Source organism: Duganella sp. GW821-FHT07F09 (assembly GCF_059418705.1).
On sequence record NZ_JBWKQJ010000002.1, the window covers coordinates 18,064 to 38,199 of the forward strand.

A 20,136-nucleotide genomic window follows, 5' to 3' on the forward strand; every position below is an offset into this window, starting at 1 on the left:
CCTAGCCCTTCTGCTTCGCGTTGTCGACACCCGGGTCGGCCGGCTTGTCGGCCCCGGCGATCCGCACCTTGCCGCCCGGCCGCAGGTTTTGCTTGCCGTCGACGATGATTTTCTCGCTGCCGCTCAATCCGGACACGGCGGCGTTGTCGCCAAAGGAGTGCAGCCGCTTGATGTTGACCACTTTGGCGGATTGGTCACTATCAACCGCGTAGACGAAGGTGCCGCGGGTATTGCTGATGATAGCGTTTTGCGGGATCACCGTCGCGTCTTTTATCACGTGGGAGACCAGCTGGGCGTTGACGTACTGGCCCGGCCACAGGCTCGAACCCTTGTTGTCGAACTGCGCCTTGACGCGGATGACGCCGGCCACCGGATCGACCGTGTTGTCGATGAAGCTCAGGGCGCCGTTGATCTCCTTGTCCGAGCCGCCCAGGGTGACCTTGACCGGTACCTCGCCGCGCTGCTTGGCCTCCAGCAGCGCGCCCAGCGCCGACTCCGGCAGGGTGAAGGCGACGTTGATCGGATCGAGCTGGGTGACGGTGGTGAGCGAGGTCTCGAGCTGCACCAGGCTGCCCGGATAGACGTTGATGGCGCCGACCCGGCCCGTCATCGGCGCGCGGATCGAGGTGTAGCTGGCGTCGACGCCGACCGCGCGGGCGGCGGCGATGTCGGCCTCGAGCAGCGCGCGGGCCGAGTCGACCTGGCTCTTGAGCGTATCGACGGCGCCCTGGGCGACGAATTTCTGTTCCAGCAGGTCCATCGCGCGCTGGTACTGGCGCTCGGCGTCGGCCAGGGTGGCGCGGTCGCGCGCGACCTGGGCCTGCGCCTTTTGCACGTTGGCGCGCTGGCTGCGGTCGTCGAGCGAGAACATCAGCTCGCCGGATTTGACGAACTGCCCTTCCTTGATATGCACCTTGGAGATGGTGCTGGTCGTTTGCGGATGCAGGTCGACGGTGCTGACCGGTGTGACGGTGCCGTTCGCTTGCAGCACGACGGCGACATCCTGGCGCGTCGGCGCGACGACGCTGACCGTGGTCGGGCCCTGCGGGCCGTTGCCGTTCTTCGACTGGGCGCCGGTCTGGGCCGCGCCGGAGCCGCCGTGGGTCGCGTACCAGACGCCGCCGCCAAGGATCAGGATGGCGCCCACCACATATGCTAACGAAGATTTTTTCATTTTTTAAGCCAGGGTTTTACTGATGAAGTCACTGCCAAGATTATTGCCGCCGTGCATTATGGCGAAGCATTGTCGCATGGTTTTTGACCAAAACTCGCGCTTCTTCGCTACTCTGTGGCGTTTTTGCGTGAACTGAAAGCGCCGCGCGGCTCACCGCACGGCGTAGTACTCGGGCACGACCAGGGTGACCTCCAGCCCGCCGTCGGCGTGGTTGGCCAGCACCACGTTGGCGCCGTGCTGCTCGGCGATATTGCGGGCGATGGTCAGGCCCAGGCCGGTGCCGCCGGACTCGCGCGAGCGCGACGTCTCGATGCGGTAGAACGGCTCGAACACGCGCGCCATCTGGTCGTCGGGGATGCCGGGGCCGCCGTCGCGGATGCGGATGCGCGCCGCGCCCACCAGGCGCTCGACGGTGACGTTGGCGTGGTGGCCGTATTTGACGGCGTTGTCGATCAGGTTGACCAGGCAGCGGCGGATCGCCAGCGGCCGGCCCATCAGCGCCATGCCGGCCTTGCCGTTCAGCTCGACCGGCTGGCCGCTGTCGGTGGCGTCGCTGCAGACGCTGTCGAGCAGCGAGTCCAGGTCGAGCGCCTGCATGGTCTCGGTGGTGTCCATGCTGCGCGCCAGGTCCAGGCCTTCCTTGACCATTTGCTGCATGGCCGACAGGTCGTCGATCAGGCGCTGCTGCAGGTCGGCGTTGTCGACCTTTTCCAGCCGCAGGCGCAGGCGCGTGAGCGGCGTTTGCAGGTCGTGGGTGATGGCCGCCAGCATTTGCGTGCGCTGCATGATGTGCTGGCGGATGCGCGCCTGCATGGCGTTGAAGGCGGCGCTGGCCTGGCGGATCTCGGCCGCGCCGCTGAGCACCACCGGAGGATGGTTGATGTCGTTGCCCAGGTCCTTGGCGGCCTGCGCCAGCAGCTTGAGCGGACGCATGGTCATGCGCGTGACCAGGTAGGCCAGCACCGCGACGCTGAACAGGAAAGGCAGCAGCGCCAGCATCTCGCTGTACTCGGTGGCCGGCTTTTCGGGCGGCGGCAGGATCGACAGCTTGAGCAGCTGGCCGTCGCGCAGGCGCACGTACATCGCCTCGCAGGCGCCGCCCCATTGGGACGGCGCGAAGATGTAGCTCTGGCGCGGCTGGTAGCAGGCGGCCGGGTGTTCGGCCAGCGGCACCAGCTCGATGCCGCTGCCGAGGCGGTGCTGCAGGCGGGTGGAGAATTCGGTCGGGCCGATGGTCGGCGCCAGCGGCTCCTCGGGGCGCTGCAGCAGGATGGTGCCGCGCGTGGCCATGCGCAGATAGGTCTGGCGCGACGGTTCGGTGAGCGCCTCGGCGGTCGAGATCAGCTGCTCGGCGCGCTCCATCGCGTGGAAGTCGCGGTAGCGTTCGAACGCGCGGGTGCGCTCGCCAACGGCCAGCCACTGGGTCAGCGCCGCCGAGGCGATGATGCCGAGCAGCAGGACGGCGAAGACCCGGCCGGTCATCGAGCCGAGGAAGGCTTTCAAGGGTGCGGCTCCACGGTGACCTGGCCGGCCAGCACGTAGCCGCCGTTGCGCACGGTCTTGATGATCTGCGGCACGCGCGCGTCCTCGCCCAGCTTTTGCCGCAGGCGGCTGATCTGGATGTCGATCGAGCGGTCGAACGGGTCGGCGTCGCGGCCCTGGGTCAGGTTCAGCAGCTGGTCGCGGTTGAGCACGCGGTTCGGATGTTCGAGGAACACCTTGAGCAGGCGGAACTCGGCGCCCGACAGCATGATGACGATGCCGTCCGGGTTGAGCAGGTGGCGCGCGGTCAGGTCCAGGGTCCAGTTGGAAAAGCGCATCTGCTGCGCCTTGTCGGCGCCGCTGCCGCTGGGCATGGCGTTACTGCGGCGCAGGACGCTGCGGATGCGCGCCAGCAGCTCGCGCGGCTCGAACGGCTTGGGCAGGTAGTCGTCGGCGCCCATCTCGAGGCCGAGGATGCGGTCGAGCGGCTCGCCGCGCGCGGTCAGCATGATCACCGGCAGGGTCGACTGCGCGCGCAGCTTGCGGCACAGGGTCAGGCCGTCGTCGCCGGGCAGGTTGAGGTCGAGCACGACCAGGTCGGGTTTGGCTTCGTCGAGCATCTTCCACATGGCCACGCCGTCGGCGGCGCACAGCGCGCGGTAGCTGTTCGATTCCAGATAGTCGGCCAGCAGGGTACGGATGTCGCGATCGTCGTCGACGATGAGAATAGTAGATGTGGGTTCCATGCCTTAATTATCCTTAGTTCGGACGCGCCTGACCAATCACCAATTGTATCGTCTTGTATATGACCGGCAACGGCAGGCGGTGGCATCGGCGCCAGATAACAACGCGAAACATCTGGATACAAACACTATGACACGGGAAACGTCGTGGCAATCTTCGGCTGCGAAGATGGATTCAAGCGCGGCAACAAAATGCCGCGATACCGAATGAATCACTGAACTACTCATCGATAAAGGAAATGACCATGAACATACTTCGCAAAAGCATATTGATCGGCTTCACGGTGCTGGGCATGGCCGCCGCGCACGCCCAGGACACGGCGCCGGCCGCCGGCCCGGACAAGACCGCGAACATGGAGCAGCGCCGGGCCAAGATGTCGGAGATGTACGCCAAGCGCCAGGCGAAGCTGCACGACCAGCTGAAGCTGACGACGCAGCAGGAATCGGCCTGGGCCAGTTATCAGGCCGCGATCAAGCCGGCGGCGCCGGCCGGGCCGCGTCCGCAGCGCGGCGAGTTCGCCAAGCTGACGGCGCCTGAGCGTTTGAGCAAGATGATCGAAATGACCAAGCAGCGCGAAGCCAAGATGGAGGCCCACCTGACGGCGCTGACGGCGTTCTACGGGCAGCTGACGCCCGAGCAGAAAAAGGTGTTCGATGACCGCGCGATGGGCGGCAGGCACGGCGGCCACGGCCAGCGCGGCGGCTGGCGCCATCACGGCTAAGCAAGGCCACTGTCATCAATCGTCACGAGGAGACACGTAGGGCGGATTAGGCGGAACGCCGTAATCCGCCAATGCGTGCGCCGCCGAGACGCATGCATTGGCGGATTACGCTTCGCTAATCCGCCCTACGTGGATCCGCGCGAAACCACACGCCGCCACGATCTACGGGAACGCACGGGCCAGGGAATCGTGGAACTGGCTGGCGTTCTGATACCCGATCACGCGCGAGCCCGGCACCTCCCGCCCCTTGCCGTCGAACAGGATGATCCCCGGCGGGCCGAACAAACCGAAGCGCTTCAGCATGGCCTTGTCGTCGGCGTCGTTGGCCGTTACGTCCACCTGCAGCAGCACGGTGTCGGCCAGCTTGTCGCGCACCTTGGCGTCGACGAAGGTCAGCTTTTCCATCTCCTTGCACGACACGCACCAATCCGCATAGAAATCCAGCATGGCGGTCTTGCCGCCGGTTTGCGCAAGCACCGCGTCCAGCTGCGCCACCGTCTTGATCCTCTGGAACGCCAGCGGCGTATGCTGGTTGCCGGTCAAGTGCGCCAGCGGCGCCAGCGGATCGCGTCCGCCGCTGACCACGCCGACCAGTTGCGTCAGCCCCAGCACGGCGACCAGCACGCCCGCCGTCTTGCCGATCCATGCGCCGGAGTTGAGCAGCAGGTACATGCCGTAGCCGACCAGCAGCGCGGCCCAGCCCATCATCTGCACAGCCGCCGGCAGCACCGGCGACACCAGCCACCATGCCATCGCCAGCATCAGCACGCCGAAGAAGCGTTTGACCGAGTCCATCCACTTGCCCGCCTTCGGCAGCAAGGCGCCGGCCGAGACGCCGACCAGGATCAGCGGCACGCTCACGCCGACCGCCATGGCGAACAGCGCGGCGCCGCCGATGACGACGTCGCGCGTCTGGCTGATGTAGACCAGCGCGGCGGCCAGCGGCGCGGCCACGCACGGGCCGACGATCAAAGCCGAGATCGCGCCCATGACGAACACGCCGGCCAGCTTGCCCGACGATTGGCGATTCGAGACGCCGCTCAATTTCGATTGCAGCGCGGCCGGCACCTGCAGGTCGTAGTAGCCGAACATCGACAGCGACAGGATCGCCATCAGCACGGCGAACGTGCCCAGCACCCACGGGTTTTGCAACGCGGCGGACAAGCCCTCGCCCGCCAGGCCGGCGGCCACGCCCAGCGCGGTGTAGACGATGGCCATGCCCAGCGCGTAGGTGACCGACAGCAGCAGGCCGCGGCCGCGGTTGCTGCGGTCGCCCTCGCCGACGATGATCGACGACAGGATGGGCACCATCGGCAGCACGCAGGGCGTGAACGACAGGCCCAGGCCGAGCAAGGCGAACAGCGGCAGGATGGCCAGCAGGCTGCCGGTCTTGAGCGCGGCTTCCAGCCGGCCCGATTCGCCGACCGGCGCGGCCGCCACGGCGGGTGCCGGCGGCGCTGGCGGCACGATGTCCTCGGCGGTCGGCTTGGGGATGGTGTAGATGTTGACGCCGGGGCTGATGGCGGCCGGCTTGCCTTCGCCGATGGCCTGGGCCGTTGCGGTCGCCGGCGCCGCCGCCGGTTTCGCGGCGGGCGCGGCGTCGGCCTTGGCGCCCGGCGCGGCGGGCAACGGCACCGAGCCGCTGCCGGTCAATTGCGCCTTGTAGTCTTGCGGCGAGTAGCACAGACCTTTTTCGGAGCAGCCCTGCCCGCTGACCAGCAGGGTGAACGGGCCGTCGACGTCGACCGGTATCGTGATGGTGACGTTCTGGCGGTAGGTTTCGACGTCCTTCTCGAAGGTGGCGTCGTAGTGGACTTTGCCGGCCGGGATCAAAGGCGTGCCGAGCTTGGCGCCGACGGCGCTGAACTTGAACGGTTCGCGGTACATATAGTATCCGTCGGCGATCTGGAAGCTGACCGCGATCGTGTGGCCGTCGACCATGCGCGCGGAGAACTTGAACGCCAGCGCGGGATCGAGGAAGTCCTGGGCGCGGGCGGGGCCGGTCAACAGCACGGCGATCAGGGACAACAGCGTGGCAAAAAGACGGGCGAAACGGGACATGAAAACCTTCTATCAGCGGGGATGGTCGTTGAAGCAAGTGGGATAGTACACCGAGCGTGCATTTAACGCCCGCGTGCGGCCCGGGCCTCGTAAGTTTCGAGGAAACACGTAGGGCGGATTAGGCGAAGCCGTAATCGGCCATGCATGCGTCGCCGACGGCTCGGCGATGGCCGATTACGCTGCGCTAATCCGCCCTACGTGGAACACGGGGCTGATTTTACCGACCTCGCCGTTTTATGCGAAACTCGGCTTTTACCAATCTGGAGTCCACTCCGATGTCTACGCTTCGCCCCTTGCTGTTTTCCGCTTTGGCGCTGGCCGCCGTCCCGACCTTGGCGCAGGCGCCGGCCGAGGCGTTGGCCGCCGTGTCCGCCAAGGATTTACTGACCCACATCAAGACCCTGGCTTCCGACGAATTCGAGGGCCGCGCCCCGGGCTCGGTCGGCGAAGCGAAGACGGTGGCGTATCTGGAGCAGGAATTCAAAAAGCTGGGCCTGAAACCGGGCAATCCGAACGGCAGCTGGGTGCAGCCGGTACCGATGCGCGGCATGACACCGGCGCCGTCGTTCACCTACACGATCGGCGGCAAGACCGTGGCGCTCAGCTTTCCGGACGATTATGTCGCGCATTCGACCAGCCAACCGGCCAGTGTCGGCGTGGACAAGTCCGAGATCGTGTTCGTCGGCTACGGCGTGCAGGCGCCCGAGTACGGCTGGGACGATTACAAGGGCGTCGACGTGCGCGGCAAGACCATCCTGATGCTGATCAACGATCCGGCCGTGCCCGACCCGAAGAATCCGGCCGAGCTCGATCCGGCGATGTTCAAGGGCAAGGCGATGACCTATTACGGCCGCTGGACCTACAAATACGAGATCGCCGCCAAGCTGGGCGCGGCGGCGGCGATCATCATCCATGAAACCAAGCCGGCCGCCTATCCGTGGGACGTGGTGCGCAGCGGCGGCAACAGCGAGAACTTCAGCCTGCTACGCGACGGCCCCGATCCGGACGCGCCGGCGGTGCCGGGCTGGATTCAGCTGGACAAGGCCAAGGCGATGATGGCGGCCGCCGGTTACGATTTCGACAAGCTCAAGAAGCAGGCGCTGACCAAGGACTTCCGTCCCGTCAGCCTGAAAGGCACGGCCAGCTTCAAGATCGACAACACGGCGCGCACCGTCAACTCGAACAACGTGGTGGCGATGATCCCGGGCAGCGATCCTAAGCTGAAGGATGAGTTCGTCATCTACAGCGCCCACTGGGACCATCTGGGTATCGACGAGCGCTTGCCGGGGGAGCGGACCAGGCAGATCTATCACGGCGCGCTAGACAACGCCTCCGGCGTGGCCGCGCTGATGGAGATCGCCAAGGCCTACAAGGCGCTGCCGCCGGCGCAGGCGCCGAAGCGCTCGATCCTGTTCCTGGCGACCACCGCCGAGGAGCGCGGCCTGCTGGGGGCGAAATACTACGCCAGCCATCCGCTGTACCCGCTCAAGAAGACGGTGGCGAATATCAACATCGACGGCATCAACGCCTGGGGCAAGACGGCGCAGATCGAGAACGTGACGTCCGGGCATTCGAGCATCGATGGGTTGCTGGCCAAGTATGCCAAGACCCAGGGCCGGGTGATGGATGGCGATTCTCGGCCCGAGCTGGGTAGCTTCTACCGCGCCGACCAGCTGGAGTTCGCGCGCGCAGGCGTGCCGGTGCTGTACACCAAGGCGCGCAGCCGCTATCTGGACAAGCCGGAGAATTACGCGCGCGAGAAGGTCGACCATTACTTCACCAAGGATTACCACCAGGTGACCGACGATGTGCGCGACGATTGGGATTTCGGCGGCGGCGTGCAGGACATCCAGCTGCTGTTCCAGGTGGGCCTGGATATCGCGCAGGGCGTGACGCCGACGTGGAACGCCGGGTCGGAGTTCAAGGCGGCGGGCGACAAGCGGTTGAAGTAATCGGCGTCCCGCTTGCCGCGAGGTGATTTTCGTAGGGCGGATTAGGCGGCACGCCGTAATCCGCCATGAGCCGCCGACGGAGCTTGGCGGATTACGCTGCGCTAATCCGCCCTACGTGGTTTAGACGAAAACGAACGCCGCCATAAAAAAAGCCAGGCATCGCCTGGCTTTTTCCTTAGACACTACTCAACAGCGAAGATTACTCTTCAGCGGTTGGGGCGGCGTCGATGTCGGTGACTTCTGGACGGTCCATCAGCTCAACGTAAGCCATTGGAGCGTTGTCGCCAACACGGAAACCCATTTTCAGGATGCGCAGGTAGCCGCCGTTGCGGTTTGCGTAGCGTGGGCCCAGTTCTGCGAACAGCTTCAGAACCATTTCACGATCGCGCAGACGGGAGAACGCCAGACGCTTGTTTGCCAGGGTGTCGGTCTTGCCCAGGGTCAGGATCGGCTCGATCACGCGACGCAGTTCTTTCGCTTTTGGCAGCGTGGTTTTGATGGCTTCATGACGCAGCAGGGAAACGGTCATGTTGCGCAGCATTGCCAGACGGTGGGACGAGGTACGATTCAGTTTACGGAGGCCGTGACGGTGACGCATGGTACTTCCTTTCAGGTGTTTAAATCCGAGTTCTTCGATCGCTCACGTGTGACGGTGGGCGCGGACCGGTTCTAGGGATATACGCCCGCTACGACATGTAGCGGGCGGGTGCTGCAAAATGCAAATCAGTTGGCAACAGAGCAGAACATCGCTACGCGATGTCCAGCACTGTCGCCCAATCTAGTCAGTTGGTAACGGGGCAGAACATTGCTGCGCAATGTCCAGCACCGTCACCCAATCTGTTATTTTTCCAGCCCAGCAGGTGGCCAGTTTTCCAGCTTCATGCCCAGGGTCAGACCACGGGAAGCCAGAACTTCCTTGATTTCGTTCAGGGACTTGCGGCCCAGGTTCGGCGTCTTGAGCAGTTCGTTTTCCGAACGCTGGATCAGGTCGCCGATGTAGTAGATGTTTTCCGCTTTCAGGCAGTTAGCCGAACGCACGGTCAGTTCCAGATCGTCCACTGGACGCAGCAGGATCGGATCGACCAGCGGCGCGCGCGATGGCGCTTCGGCGGCGGCTTCGGTGCCTTCCAGGGCGGCGAACACGTTCAACTGGTCAACCAGGACGCGCGCCGATTGACGGATCGCTTCTTCCGGCGAGATGACGCCGTTGGTCTCGATGTTGATGATCAGCTTGTCCAGGTCGGTACGCTGTTCCACGCGAGCGGACTCGACGAAGTAGGAAACGCGGCGCACCGGCGAGAACGACGCATCCAGAATGATGCGGCCGATGGTTTTGTTGGTGTCTTCGGACAGGCGGCGGACGTTGCCCGGCACATAGCCGCGGCCTTTTTCAACCTTGATCTGCATGTCCAGTTTGCCGCCGGCGGTCAGGTGGGCGATCACGTGGTCCGGATTGATCAGTTCCACGTCGTGTGGCAGATCGATGTCCGAGGCCAGGATGGCGCCTTCGCCTTCCTTCTTCAGGGTCAAGGTGACGGAGTCACGGTTGTGGACTTTGAAGACCACGCCCTTGAGGTTCAGCAGCAGATCGACGACGTCTTCCTGCACGCCGTCGAGCGACGAGTATTCGTGTACAACGCCTGCGATCGTCACTTCGGTTGGCGCGTAGCCGACCATCGACGACAGCAGCACGCGGCGCAACGCATTACCCAATGTATGGCCATAGCCGCGTTCGAACGGCTCCATCACTACTTTAGCGTGGCCGGCGCCGAGCGCCTCTACATCGATAATACGTGGCTTCAACAGACTGTTTTGCATGTAAATGTCCTTTTCAATACCCTCGGCGCGTTAGGCCGATAAGGCTGATGGCATTAGTGAAAACGCCCGCTGTTCACAGCGGGCGGGTTTTTTACGGCTAGACTACAGATTAACGCGAGTACAGTTCGACGATCAGCGATTCGTTGACGTCGTTGGCGATCTCGTTGCGCTCTGGCAGGGACTTGAAGGTGCCTTCCATTTTCTTGGCATCGACCGACACCCAGCTAGGCATGCCGACTTGTTCAGCCAGCGACAGCGCTTCAACGATACGCACTTGCTTCTTCGACTTTTCGCGCACGGCAACAACGTCGCCGATCTTCACTGCGTACGAAGCGATGTTGACCACTTGGCCGTTCACGGTGAACGCTTTGTGCGATACCAGCTGACGCGCTTCGGCGCGGGTCGAGCCGAAGCCCATGCGGTATGCAACGTTGTCCAGGCGGGTTTCCAGCAGCTTCAGCAGGGTTTCGCCGGTGTTACCCTTGCGACGGTCCGCTTCGGCGAAGTAGCGACGGAACTGACGTTCCAGAACGCCGTACATACGCTTGACTTTTTGCTTTTCGCGCAGTTGGTTGCCGTAGTCCGAGGTGCGGGCACCCGACTTGACGCCGTGCTGGCCTGGTTTGACGTCCAGTTTGCACTTGCTGTCGAGCGAGCGGCGTGCGCTCTTCAGGAACAGGTCAGTACCTTCACGGCGGGAGAGTTTTGCTTTAGGTCCGATATAACGTGCCACGATGCTTCCTTTTTATAAATAATAACGCCCCAGCCACAGACGGGAATTCCCGGATTGCGGTTAGGCGCTAGTCTGATCCTCAGGGTGGGCCAGACGGTGGCTTAAATACGAATAACCCGCCGAAGGTGTTCGACAGGCGACAACAGCCGGGCAGTATAACCGTTTCCGGCTTTCTGCTCCAGCGATTTCTAACAGCGGGAAGGAGGCGAAGCGAACTTCGCCGCCGACCGCGCGATTAGATACGACGACGTTTTGGAGGACGGCAGCCGTTGTGCGGTACTGGGGTAACGTCCTGGATCTCGGTGATCTTGATGCCCAGGTTGTTCAGTGCGCGCACTGCGGATTCGCGACCAGGACCTGGGCCCTTGATACGCACTTCCAGGTTCTTCACGCCGCATTCAACAGCGACTTTACCAGCCGCTTCAGCCGCAACCTGCGCTGCGAACGGGGTCGATTTACGCGAACCCTTGAAGCCAGCGCCACCGGAGGTCGCCCACGACAGAGCGTTGCCCTGACGGTCGGTGATGGTGATGATGGTGTTGTTGAAGGAAGCGTGAACGTGCGCGATACCTTCGGCGACGTTCTTCTTGACCTTCTTGCGTACGCGCGCTGCTGCTGCGCTGCTTTGTTGCTTAGCCATGTGATTTCCCTAGATTATTTCTTGAGCGATTGAGCGGCTTTGCGCGGGCCCTTGCGGGTACGTGCATTGGTGCGGGTGCGCTGACCGCGGACCGGCAGGCCCTTACGGTGACGCATGCCGCGGTAGCAACCCAGATCCATCAAACGCTTGATGTTCATGGACAGTTCGCGGCGCAGATCGCCTTCGACGATGAATTTAGCTACTTCATCGCGCAGCTTTTCCAGCTCGCTGTCGTCCAGATCCTTGACCTTTTTATCGGTCGCAATACCCGTCGCGGCGCAGATGAACTTTGCGCGTGGGCGGCCTACACCGTAGATGGCCGTCAGGCCGATAACGGTGTGCTGATGATTTGGGATATTAACCCCTGCAATACGTGCCATTCGTTATTCCTCGATAAATAACGGTTATTAACCTTGACGCTGCTTGTGACGCGGTTCGACGCAGATTACGCGAACGACGCCCTTGCGCTTGATGATCTTGCAGTTGCGGCAGATCCGCTTGACTGAGGCGTTAACTTTCATTTTGCTCTCTCTTTGGTTAGTTACTTGGTCCGGAACACAATGCGTGCTCGGCTCAGATCGTAAGGTGTCAGTTCGACCGTCACCTTGTCGCCAGGAAGAATGCGGATATAGTTCATCCGCATTTTACCCGAAATATGCCCGAGCACCACGTGTCCGTTTTCCAGCTTTACTCGAAATGTTGCATTGGGGAGATTCTCAAGAATCTCGCCCTGCATCTGTATGACGTCGTCTTTTGCCATTCGGTATGTTTACCGCGCTTATCGCGTCGGAATTCCGCCTTTGAAATTTGCTTTGCGCAGCAGCGATTCATATTGCTGCGACATCACGTAGTTTTGTACCTGGGCCATGAAATCCATGGTCACAACCACAATAATCAACAGAGAAGTACCACCAAAATAGAACGGTACCTTCCACTCGGCTTGCATGAATTCCGGCAACAAACACACCAAAGTGATGTAGATGGCGCCAGCCAGTGTCAAACGTGTCAGGATCTTGTCGATGTAACGGGCAGTCTGCTCACCGGGACGTATCCCTGGCACAAAGGCCCCGCTCTTCTTCAAGTTATCCGCTGTTTCCTTGCTGTTGAAGACCAGCGCCGTATAGAAGAAACAGAAAAACACGATCGCAATGGCATACAACAGTGCGTGGATGGGCTCGCCTGGCCCCATCGATGCTGCCAAATCTTTCAGGAACCGGACGACAGGGTTGGCCGTGTCGGCGCCCTGTGTGAACCAGCCCACGATCGTTGCCGGGAACAAGATAATCGACGAAGCGAAAATCGGTGGGATCACGCCGGCCATGTTCAACTTCAATGGCAGGTGCGACGTTTGTCCACCGTAGATCTTGTTACCCACCTGGCGCTTGGCGTAGTTGACCAGGATCTTGCGCTGGCCACGTTCGACAAACACCACGAAGAACGTCACCGCCACCACCAGCACCATGATGATGATCGCCGAGAACGCGCCGATCGAACCGTTGCTCACCGAGGCACCCAAACCGCCCAGCGCGCTCGGCAGACCTGCCGCGATACCCGCGAAGATGATGATCGAAATGCCGTTGCCCAGACCGCGTTCGGTGATCTGCTCGCCGAGCCACATGACGAACATGGTGCCGGTCAGCAAGGTGACCACGGTCACGAAGCGGAACGCGTAGCCCGGATCCAGCACCAGGCCAGGTTGCGACTCCAGCGCCACGGCGATCGACAACGCCTGGAACAGCGCCAGCACGACCGTGAAATACCGGGTGTACTGGGTGATCTTGCGACGGCCCGATTCGCCCTCTTTCTTCAGCGCTTCCATCTGCGGCGACACGATCGACACCAGCTGCATGATGATCGAGGCCGAAATGTAAGGCGTGATACCCAGCGCAAAGACTGTGAAGCGCGCCAGAGCGCCACCGCTGAACATGTTCAACATGCCCAGGATGCCGCCCTCTTGCGACTTGAACAGCGCGGCCAATTGTACCGGATCGATCCCGGGAACCGGGATGTGAGCGCCGATACGATAAACCACCAATGCACCAAGCAAGAACCAGAGCCGGTTCCAAGGGAACCCGGCTGCCGCACTTTTAGCCAATTGTGGATTAGTCGCCAATTTTCGCTCCGATCAAGCTGTTAGCGGTCAACTCAGGCTACCGAGCCGCCGGCTGCTTCGATGGCCGCTTTCGCGCCAGCGGTCACTTTCAGGCCTTTGAGGTTCACCGCTTTGGTGATCTCGCCGGACAGAATGACGCGCACGTCGCGGGCCAGCACAGCCAGCACGCCGGCTTGCTTGAGCACCAGGATGTCGACGTCGCCGACCGGCAGGTTGTTCAGGTCGGACAGGCGCACTTCAGCTTTGAAGGTGGCGTTGAGCGACTTGAAACCGCGCTTAGGCAGACGGCGTTGCAGAGGCATCTGACCGCCTTCGAAACCGACTTTGTGGAAGCCGCCCGAACGCGATTTTTGACCCTTGTGACCACGGCCCGAGGTTTTACCCAGACCGGAGCCGATACCGCGGCCGACGCGACGCTTGTAGTGCTTGGCGCCATCGGCTGGTTGAATGGTATTCAGTTCCATGATTTCTCCGTGTGTAAGCCCGAGGGCTTACGCAACTACTTTAACGAGGTACGATACTTTGTTGATCATGCCGCGCACGGATGGGGTGTCTTGCAGCTCGGAGACCGAGTTGACACGACGCAGGCCCAGACCGCGGACGGTGGCACGGTGGTCTTCACGCGTGCCGATCAAGCCCTTGACCAATTGTACTTTGACGGTTTTGGTTGTCATAACGTTCACCTTAGCCCAGGATTTCTTCTACCGACTTGCCGCGTTTCGCAGCAATTTCAGCAGGAGTACTCATTTTTGCCAGACCATCCAGCGTTGCACGGACCAGGTTGTAAGGGTTGCTCGAGCCGGTGGATTTCGCCACGACGTCGGTCACGCCCATTACTTCGAAGATCGCGCGCATTGCGCCGCCGGCGATGACGCCGGTACCCGGTTTCGCAGGCGACATCATCACTTTCGATGCGCCGTGACGGCCGGTGACGGTGTGCTGCAGGGTGCCGTTTTTCAGGTTGACCTTGATCAGGTTGCGACGGGCTTCTTCCATTGCCTTCTGCACACCGACCGGTACCTCTTTCGACTTGCCCTTGCCCATGCCGATGCGGCCATCGCCGTCACCAACCACGGTCAGCGCGGCGAAACCCATGATACGACCACCCTTGACCACTTTGGTCACGCGGTTGATCGCGATCATTTTTTCGCGCATGCCGTCATCCGGCTTGTCGCTTGCCATTTTTGCTTGCATTTTTGCCATGATCGTTCCTTAGAACTTCAGACCGGCTTCGCGCGCGGCTTCTGCCAGCGCCTTCACACGGCCGTGGTAACGGAAACCGGAGCGGTCGAACGCGACTTCGGTAATCCCTGCTTTCAGTGCTTTCTCTGCGACGCGCTTGCCGACGATCGCGGCGGCGGCGGCATTGCCACCCTTGCCCGATTTGCCAGCCAGTTCGTTGCGCACTTCGACTTCTGCCGTGGAGGCCGATACCAGTACTTTGGCATCCGGCGAGATCAGGTTCGCGTAGATATGCAGGTTAGTGCGGTGTACCGACAGGCGGTTCACTTTCTGTTGCGCGATCTTGATCCGGGTTTGGCGTCCGCGGCGCAGACGTGATTCTTTCTTGTCCATCGTCAGCCCCTAGTTACTTCTTCTTGGTTTCTTTGATCTTAACCACTTCGTCCGCATAGCGAACGCCCTTGCCCTTGTAAGGCTCTGGGGAGCGGTAAGCGCGAACTTCAGCAGCCACTTGGCCCACTTGCTGACGGTCGATGCCTTTGATGACGATCTCCGTTGGCGTTGCGGTGGCGCAGGTGACGCCGGCTGGCATCGAGTGCACGACAGGGTGCGAGAAGCCCAGCGACAGATTCAGCTTGTCGCCCTGCGCTTGCGCCTTGTAACCCACACCGACCAGGTTCAGCTTTTTCTCGAAACCCTTGGTGACGCCGGTGACCATGTTGTTGACCAGGGCGCGCAGCGTGCCGGACATGGCATTGGCTTCGCGGCTGTCATCGGCCGGGACGAAATTGAGGGTTCCTTCTTTGTTTTCCACTTTGACCTGGCCGTTGAGGACCTGGGTCAAGACGCCCAGCGGGCCCTTGACAGTGATCGCCTGTGCGGAGATGGCGACATCAGCGCCAGCTGGCACAGCGATTGGCATTTTAGCTACACGAGACATGTCTAACTCCTTATGCGACGTAGCAAATAACTTCGCCGCCGACACCGGTAGCGCGTGCTTTGCGGTCCGTCATGACGCCTTGCGGAGTCGACACGATCGCCACACCCAAGCCATTCATCACAGTAGGGATCTCGTCCTTGCCCTTGTAGACGCGCAGGCCCGGACGGGACACGCGCTCAAGGCGCTCGATGACGGGACGGCCAACATAATACTTCAAACCGATTTTCAGTTCCGCTTTGCCACCAGCTTCGGCTACGGCGAAATCTTCAATGTAACCCTCGTCCTTGAGGACGTTGGCAATCGCAATTTTGACTTTCGACGATGGCATGGCCACGGTCGTTTTTTGCACGCCCTGGGCGTTACGAATGCGGGTCAGCATATCGGCGATAGGATCGCTCATACTCATTGCATATTCTCCTATTACCAGCTTGCTTTAGTCATACCCGGAATCTCACCACGCATGGCGAATTCACGGAGCTTGATACGGCCCAGACCGAATTTACGGAAAGTGCCGCGAGGACGACCGGTGACGGCGCAGCGGTTACGCTGGCGGGTCGGAGCCGAGTTACGTGGCAGCGCTTGCAGTTTCAGGCGCGCTTCGTAACGTTCTTCTTCCGACTTCGACTGGTCATCAATGATGGCCTTCAGCGAAGCGCGCTTGGCGGCGAATTTGTTCGCCAGGTCCACACGCTTTTGCTCACGGTTAATCAGTGCGAGTTTTGCCATGATCTTCTTAGTTCCTGAACGGGAATTTAAAGGCGGCGAGCAAAGCTTTGGCTTCGTCGTCGGTCTTGGCGGTGGTGGTAATCGAAATGTTCATACCACGCAGCGCATCGATCTTGTCGTACTCGATCTCAGGGAAGATGATCTGCTCTTTGACACCGATGTTATAGTTGCCGCGGCCATCGAACGAACGACCATTGACACCACGGAAATCGCGCACGCGCGGCAGGGCCACGGTGATGAAGCGATCGAGGAACTCGTACATGCGAGCGCCACGCAGGGTGACCATGGTACCGATCGGGTAGCCTTCACGGATTTTGAAACCCGCGATAGCTTTGCGCGACTTGGTCGTCACTGGCTTTTGGCCGGCGATCTTGGTCAGGTCGCCGACGGCGTGTTCGAGGACTTTCTTGTCCGCGATTGCCTCACCAACACCCATGTTCAGGGTGATCTTGGTCAGGCGTGGAACTTCCATCACCGACTTGTAACCGAATTTCGCGGTCAGGTCGGCGACGACTTTATCTTTGTAGAATTCTTGGAGACGTGCCATGATTTCTTAAGCCTTCACTACTTCGCCGGACGATTTGAAGATGCGGACTTTTTTGCCATCCACTTCTTTGAAACCGACACGGTCTGCCTTGCCACTAGCCGCGTTGAACAACGCGACGTTGGACACGTGAATCGGCATAGTCTTGTCGACGATACCACCTTGTACGCCAGTCATTGGGTTAGGCTTGGTCGCTTTTTTAGCGACGTTGACGCCTTCAACCACGACATGCTCCGCATCTACACGACGCGAAACGACGCCACGTTTGCCCTTGTCTTTCCCGGTCAGAACGATGACTTCGTCGTTTTTACGAATCTTATCCATTACGACTCCTTACAGGACTTCCGGTGCCAGGGACACGATCTTCATGAACTTTTCAGTGCGCAGCTCGCGCGTCACTGGTCCAAAAATACGGGTACCGATCGGTTCCAGCTTGGCGTTCAACAGAACGGCGGCATTGCCGTCGAACTTCACCAGGGAACCGTCTTGGCGGCGAACACCTTTAGCGGTGCGCACAACCACGGCGTTATAAATTTCACCTTTTTTGACACGGCCACGTGGCGCGGCGACTTTAACAGTCACTTTGATCACATCGCCAATGCCAGCATAACGGCGCTTGGAACCGCCCAATACCTTGATGCACATAACTTCTTTGGCACCGGTATTGTCGGCCACTTCGAGCCGGCTTTCAGTTTGAATCATAGTATTCTCTTTCCCAACTTAAGCCGAAGAATCCACACAATGCGGACCTGCGGTCAGTCTTGGTCCCGCCAGCGCGCCCATGCAGGGCCCGATGTTTGGGTGCTTGACCTTCGTACTGCGACCGACCGCACGGTTCTGCGTCTGTGGCCAGACACTTTGCGGCGTTACATGAACGAAGCCCGCAAGTATATAACACAACTCGCGGGCTTGCAAGAACTAATTGAACACCGCCCCCGACCCGTGTGGACCGGAGGCGACGGCTTCAATTAAACGATTTGCGCGGCTTGCACCACGCGCGTCACGGTCCATGCCTTCGTTTTGGAGATCGGACGACCTTCCACGATTTCCACCGTGTCACCGGTTTTCACCTGGTTGGTCTCGTCATGCGCGTGATACTTGTTCGAGCGCATGATGATCTTGCCGTACAAAGGATGCTTGACGTGACGTTCGATCAGAACGGTAACGGTTTTGTCCATTTTGTCGGACACCACTTTACCGACCAGCGTGCGCTTGAGCGGCTTGTTCACTGTTTCGGTCATTTGGCTTCCTTGGTGTTCATTACCGTTTTTACACGTGCGATGTCGCGACGTACCTTCTTGAGCTGCGAAGTGTTGCTCAGCTGCTGCGTCGCGATTTGCATGCGCAGGCCGAACTGGGCCTTCAACAGGTCAGTCAGCTCTTTTTGCAGAGCTACCTGGTCTTTGCCGCGGAGTTCAGATGCTTTCATATTTCACTCCTGTTATTGGCCGACTTGGCGGACCACGAAGGTCGTCGCCAGCGGCAGTTTGGCAGCGGCCAGGCGGAATGCTTCGCGCGCCAAGGTTTCGTCGACGCCGTCCATTTCGTACAGGACTTTGCCCGGACGGATTTCAGCGACGTAGTACTCTGGATTACCCTTACCGTTACCCATACGAACTTCGGCTGGCTTGTTCGAAATCGGTTTGTCCGGGAAGATGCGGATCCAGATACGGCCGCCACGTTTGATGTGGCGGGTCATGGCGCGACGAGCGGCTTCGATCTGGCGTGCCGTGATACGACCACGGGCGACGGCTTTCAGACCGAATTCACCGAACGACACCGAAGTGCCGGTGCCATGCGAAATGCCGGTGTTACGGCCTTTCTGCTCTTTACGATACTTCCTGCGTGCTGGTTGCAGCATGATTATTCTCCTGCTTTCTCGGCCGGCTTGGCGGCAGCGGCGCTACGAACGCGTGCTGCGCCCGGGGCGGCTGGTTTAGCACCGGCGCCGGCGCCGGCTGGGCGCGGACGGCCAGCTGGTTTGCCGTCGTCACGACGTGGGCCACGTGGCTTCTTCTCGTCCGGCGGGGTATCGATGACTGGTGCGTCGCCGTTCGGCGCGCGGTCACCCTTGTATACCCAGACCTTGACACCGATGATGCCGTAGGTGGTCGAAGCTTCGCTGGTGCCGTAGTCGATGTCGGCGCGCAGGGTGTGCAGTGGCACACGACCTTCGCGGTACCACTCTTTACGAGCGATTTCGATACCGTTCAAGCGGCCCGACGACATGATCTTGATGCCCAGGGCACCCAGACGCATGGCGTTTTGCATGGCGCGCTTCATCGCGCGGCGGAACATGATGCGCTTTTCCAGCTGCTGGGCGATCGAATCGGCGATCAGCTGCGAGTCGATTTCCGGCTTGCGGATTTCTTCGATGTTCACGTGGACAGGCACGCCCATGATCTTGGTCAGCGCCGACTTCAGTACTTCGATGTCTTCGCCTTTTTTACCAATGACCACGCCCGGACGCGAGCTGTAGATCGTGAAACGCGCGTTCTTGGCTGGACGCTCGATGACGATGCGGCCGACCGAAGCGTTCTTCAGCTTGGTCTTCAGGTAGGCGCGCGCCTTCAAGTCTTCGTTCAGCATCGAAGCGAAGTTGCTGTTGCCAGCATACCAACGCGAGGCCCAGTTACGGGTAACCGACAGGCGGAAGCCGGTTGGGTGGATTTTTTGACCCATGCTATAGCTCCTTAGTTGCCGACGGTCACGTAAATGTGACACGATTGCTTCGAAATGCGATCACCCCGGCCCTTAGCGCGTGCGGTGAAGCGCTTGAGGATCGGACCCTTTTCGACGTAGATCGTTTTCACGAACAATTCGTCGATGTCGGCGCCATCGTTGTGCTCGGCGTTGGCGATAGCCGACTCCAGCACTTTCTTGATGATGGTCGCGCCCTTTTTCGGGCTGAATTGCAGAATGTTGAGTGCAGCGTCAACTTTCTTGCCGCGGATCTGGTCGGCCACGAGGCGACCTTTCTGATCCGACAAGCGCACACCCTTGAGGATTGCTTTGGTTTCCATTATTTCTTCGCCTTCTTGTCAGCGGCATGGCCCTTGAACGTGCGGGTCAGCGCGAATTCACCGAGCTTGTGACCAACCATGTTCTCGGAGACGTACACCGGCACGTGCAGCTTGCCATTGTGGACGGCGATCGTCAGGCCGATGAAGTCAGGCATGATGGTCGAACGACGGGACCAGGTTTTGATTGGCTTTTTGTCTTTGGCCGCTTGCGCCGCTTCGACTTTTTTCACCAGGTGGGCGTCACAGAACGGCCCTTTTTTCAATGAACGAGTCATGTGCTACC

General features: G+C 60.7%; 30 protein-coding genes. 2 read left to right on the top strand and 28 right to left on the bottom strand.

Translation table 11 applies throughout. The features are described 5' to 3' along the window. Position 1 precedes the first annotated feature (1 nt). From AC07P1_RS05120 to AC07P1_RS05130, 3 genes are all read right to left on the bottom strand, one after another. On the bottom strand, positions 2-1,174 hold the full coding sequence (locus tag AC07P1_RS05120) for an efflux RND transporter periplasmic adaptor subunit (RefSeq protein WP_494694813.1): 1,173 nt from the start codon (positions 1,172-1,174) through the stop codon (positions 2-4). A 150-nt stretch (positions 1,175-1,324) separates the two neighbouring features. Further along, the gene (locus AC07P1_RS05125; protein WP_494694814.1) at positions 1,325-2,677 is read right to left on the bottom strand and encodes an ATP-binding protein; all 1,353 of its coding nucleotides are present in this window, start codon (positions 2,675-2,677) and stop codon (positions 1,325-1,327) included. After that, on the bottom strand, positions 2,674-3,402 hold the full coding sequence (locus AC07P1_RS05130) for a response regulator (protein ID WP_463453824.1): 729 nt from the start codon (positions 3,400-3,402) through the stop codon (positions 2,674-2,676). The genes AC07P1_RS05125 and AC07P1_RS05130 overlap by 4 nt, the downstream gene beginning before the upstream one ends. Positions 3,403-3,644: 242 nt before the next feature. On the opposite strand from AC07P1_RS05130, the gene AC07P1_RS05135 reads away from it, so the two are divergent. After that, positions 3,645-4,121 (top strand): Spy/CpxP family protein refolding chaperone, encoded by a 477-nt coding sequence (locus tag AC07P1_RS05135; protein WP_494694815.1) that lies wholly within the window; start codon positions 3,645-3,647, stop codon positions 4,119-4,121. A 162-nt stretch (positions 4,122-4,283) separates the two neighbouring features. Here the strand turns inward: AC07P1_RS05135 and dsbD are convergent, their stop codons facing one another. Beyond that, complete coding sequence (gene dsbD, locus AC07P1_RS05140) at positions 4,284-6,182, bottom strand: protein-disulfide reductase DsbD (RefSeq protein ID WP_494694816.1); 1,899 nt, start codon at positions 6,180-6,182, stop codon at positions 4,284-4,286. Positions 6,183-6,457: 275 nt separating this feature from the next. Here dsbD and AC07P1_RS05145 point away from each other — a divergent pair, with 275 nt between their 5' ends. After that, positions 6,458-8,134, top strand: coding sequence for a M28 family peptidase (locus tag AC07P1_RS05145; protein ID WP_494694817.1), 1,677 nt, complete (start codon positions 6,458-6,460; stop codon positions 8,132-8,134). A gap of 199 nt (positions 8,135-8,333) precedes the next feature. Here AC07P1_RS05145 and rplQ read toward each other — a convergent pair whose 3' ends face one another. The 24 genes from rplQ to rpsS form a co-directional block, all read right to left on the bottom strand. Further along, positions 8,334-8,732 carry a 50S ribosomal protein L17 gene (gene rplQ / locus AC07P1_RS05150; protein ID WP_090325907.1) on the bottom strand — a complete coding sequence of 133 codons (399 nt, stop codon included), beginning with the start codon at positions 8,730-8,732 and terminating at the stop codon, positions 8,334-8,336. Between the two features lie 242 nt (positions 8,733-8,974). Further along, positions 8,975-9,952 carry a DNA-directed RNA polymerase subunit alpha gene (locus AC07P1_RS05155; RefSeq protein ID WP_008444343.1) on the bottom strand — a complete coding sequence of 326 codons (978 nt, stop codon included), beginning with the start codon at positions 9,950-9,952 and terminating at the stop codon, positions 8,975-8,977. 109 nt (positions 9,953-10,061) lie between these two features. Further along, positions 10,062-10,685, bottom strand: a complete 624-nt coding sequence (gene rpsD, locus AC07P1_RS05160; RefSeq protein WP_363503864.1) for a 30S ribosomal protein S4 — start codon at positions 10,683-10,685, stop codon at positions 10,062-10,064. Positions 10,686-10,920: 235 nt separating this feature from the next. After that, the gene (gene rpsK / locus AC07P1_RS05165) at positions 10,921-11,325 is read right to left on the bottom strand and encodes a 30S ribosomal protein S11 (RefSeq protein ID WP_008444339.1); all 405 of its coding nucleotides are present in this window, start codon (positions 11,323-11,325) and stop codon (positions 10,921-10,923) included. Between the two features lie 14 nt (positions 11,326-11,339). Next, positions 11,340-11,705: a 30S ribosomal protein S13 gene (gene rpsM / locus AC07P1_RS05170; RefSeq protein ID WP_019923475.1), complete on the bottom strand. Its 366-nt coding sequence runs from the start codon at positions 11,703-11,705 to the stop codon at positions 11,340-11,342. 27 nt (positions 11,706-11,732) lie between these two features. Next, a complete protein-coding gene (gene rpmJ / locus AC07P1_RS05175) occupies positions 11,733-11,846 on the bottom strand; it encodes a 50S ribosomal protein L36 (protein ID WP_005663407.1) in 114 nt (37 codons plus the stop codon). Positions 11,847-11,866: 20 nt separating this feature from the next. Beyond that, positions 11,867-12,085, bottom strand: a complete 219-nt coding sequence (gene infA, locus AC07P1_RS05180) for a translation initiation factor IF-1 (RefSeq protein ID WP_005663428.1) — start codon at positions 12,083-12,085, stop codon at positions 11,867-11,869. Between the two features lie 18 nt (positions 12,086-12,103). Next, positions 12,104-13,438, bottom strand: coding sequence for a preprotein translocase subunit SecY (gene secY, locus AC07P1_RS05185; RefSeq protein ID WP_494694818.1), 1,335 nt, complete (start codon positions 13,436-13,438; stop codon positions 12,104-12,106). A 32-nt stretch (positions 13,439-13,470) separates the two neighbouring features. Continuing rightward, complete coding sequence (gene rplO, locus AC07P1_RS05190; RefSeq protein ID WP_090325894.1) at positions 13,471-13,902, bottom strand: 50S ribosomal protein L15; 432 nt, start codon at positions 13,900-13,902, stop codon at positions 13,471-13,473. Between the two features lie 27 nt (positions 13,903-13,929). Next, a complete protein-coding gene (gene rpmD / locus AC07P1_RS05195; RefSeq protein WP_090325890.1) occupies positions 13,930-14,112 on the bottom strand; it encodes a 50S ribosomal protein L30 in 183 nt (60 codons plus the stop codon). Positions 14,113-14,122: 10 nt separating this feature from the next. After that, positions 14,123-14,641 (bottom strand): 30S ribosomal protein S5, encoded by a 519-nt coding sequence (gene rpsE, locus AC07P1_RS05200; protein WP_026334874.1) that lies wholly within the window; start codon positions 14,639-14,641, stop codon positions 14,123-14,125. 9 nt (positions 14,642-14,650) lie between these two features. Continuing rightward, complete coding sequence (gene rplR / locus AC07P1_RS05205) at positions 14,651-15,013, bottom strand: 50S ribosomal protein L18 (RefSeq protein WP_090325886.1); 363 nt, start codon at positions 15,011-15,013, stop codon at positions 14,651-14,653. Between the two features lie 13 nt (positions 15,014-15,026). Further along, on the bottom strand, positions 15,027-15,560 hold the full coding sequence (gene rplF, locus AC07P1_RS05210) for a 50S ribosomal protein L6 (RefSeq protein WP_494694819.1): 534 nt from the start codon (positions 15,558-15,560) through the stop codon (positions 15,027-15,029). 10 nt (positions 15,561-15,570) lie between these two features. Beyond that, positions 15,571-15,966, bottom strand: a complete 396-nt coding sequence (gene rpsH / locus AC07P1_RS05215; protein ID WP_008444325.1) for a 30S ribosomal protein S8 — start codon at positions 15,964-15,966, stop codon at positions 15,571-15,573. A gap of 14 nt (positions 15,967-15,980) precedes the next feature. Beyond that, complete coding sequence (gene rpsN, locus AC07P1_RS05220; protein ID WP_008444324.1) at positions 15,981-16,286, bottom strand: 30S ribosomal protein S14; 306 nt, start codon at positions 16,284-16,286, stop codon at positions 15,981-15,983. 7 nt (positions 16,287-16,293) lie between these two features. Next, on the bottom strand, positions 16,294-16,833 hold the full coding sequence (rplE, locus tag AC07P1_RS05225) for a 50S ribosomal protein L5 (RefSeq protein ID WP_090325878.1): 540 nt from the start codon (positions 16,831-16,833) through the stop codon (positions 16,294-16,296). Between the two features lie 6 nt (positions 16,834-16,839). Next, entirely contained in the window at positions 16,840-17,154 is a 315-nt protein-coding gene (rplX, locus tag AC07P1_RS05230; RefSeq protein ID WP_090325875.1) for a 50S ribosomal protein L24, read from the bottom strand. Between the two features lie 9 nt (positions 17,155-17,163). Next, the gene (rplN, locus tag AC07P1_RS05235) at positions 17,164-17,532 is read right to left on the bottom strand and encodes a 50S ribosomal protein L14 (RefSeq protein ID WP_008444317.1); all 369 of its coding nucleotides are present in this window, start codon (positions 17,530-17,532) and stop codon (positions 17,164-17,166) included. Between the two features lie 266 nt (positions 17,533-17,798). Beyond that, complete coding sequence (gene rpsQ / locus AC07P1_RS05240; protein ID WP_090325872.1) at positions 17,799-18,071, bottom strand: 30S ribosomal protein S17; 273 nt, start codon at positions 18,069-18,071, stop codon at positions 17,799-17,801. Next, positions 18,068-18,259: a 50S ribosomal protein L29 gene (gene rpmC, locus AC07P1_RS05245; protein WP_090325867.1), complete on the bottom strand. Its 192-nt coding sequence runs from the start codon at positions 18,257-18,259 to the stop codon at positions 18,068-18,070. The genes rpsQ and rpmC overlap by 4 nt, the downstream gene beginning before the upstream one ends. Before the next feature lie 12 nt (positions 18,260-18,271). Beyond that, positions 18,272-18,691: a 50S ribosomal protein L16 gene (gene rplP, locus AC07P1_RS05250; protein WP_090325864.1), complete on the bottom strand. Its 420-nt coding sequence runs from the start codon at positions 18,689-18,691 to the stop codon at positions 18,272-18,274. Positions 18,692-18,693: 2 nt separating this feature from the next. Continuing rightward, positions 18,694-19,512, bottom strand: coding sequence for a 30S ribosomal protein S3 (gene rpsC, locus AC07P1_RS05255; protein ID WP_090325859.1), 819 nt, complete (start codon positions 19,510-19,512; stop codon positions 18,694-18,696). Positions 19,513-19,523: 11 nt separating this feature from the next. Continuing rightward, positions 19,524-19,856, bottom strand: coding sequence for a 50S ribosomal protein L22 (rplV, locus tag AC07P1_RS05260; protein WP_176362469.1), 333 nt, complete (start codon positions 19,854-19,856; stop codon positions 19,524-19,526). After that, positions 19,853-20,128, bottom strand: a complete 276-nt coding sequence (gene rpsS / locus AC07P1_RS05265) for a 30S ribosomal protein S19 (RefSeq protein WP_008444295.1) — start codon at positions 20,126-20,128, stop codon at positions 19,853-19,855. Before rpsS ends, rplV begins: the two co-directional genes overlap by 4 nt. Between the last annotated feature and the right edge of the window lie 8 nt (positions 20,129-20,136).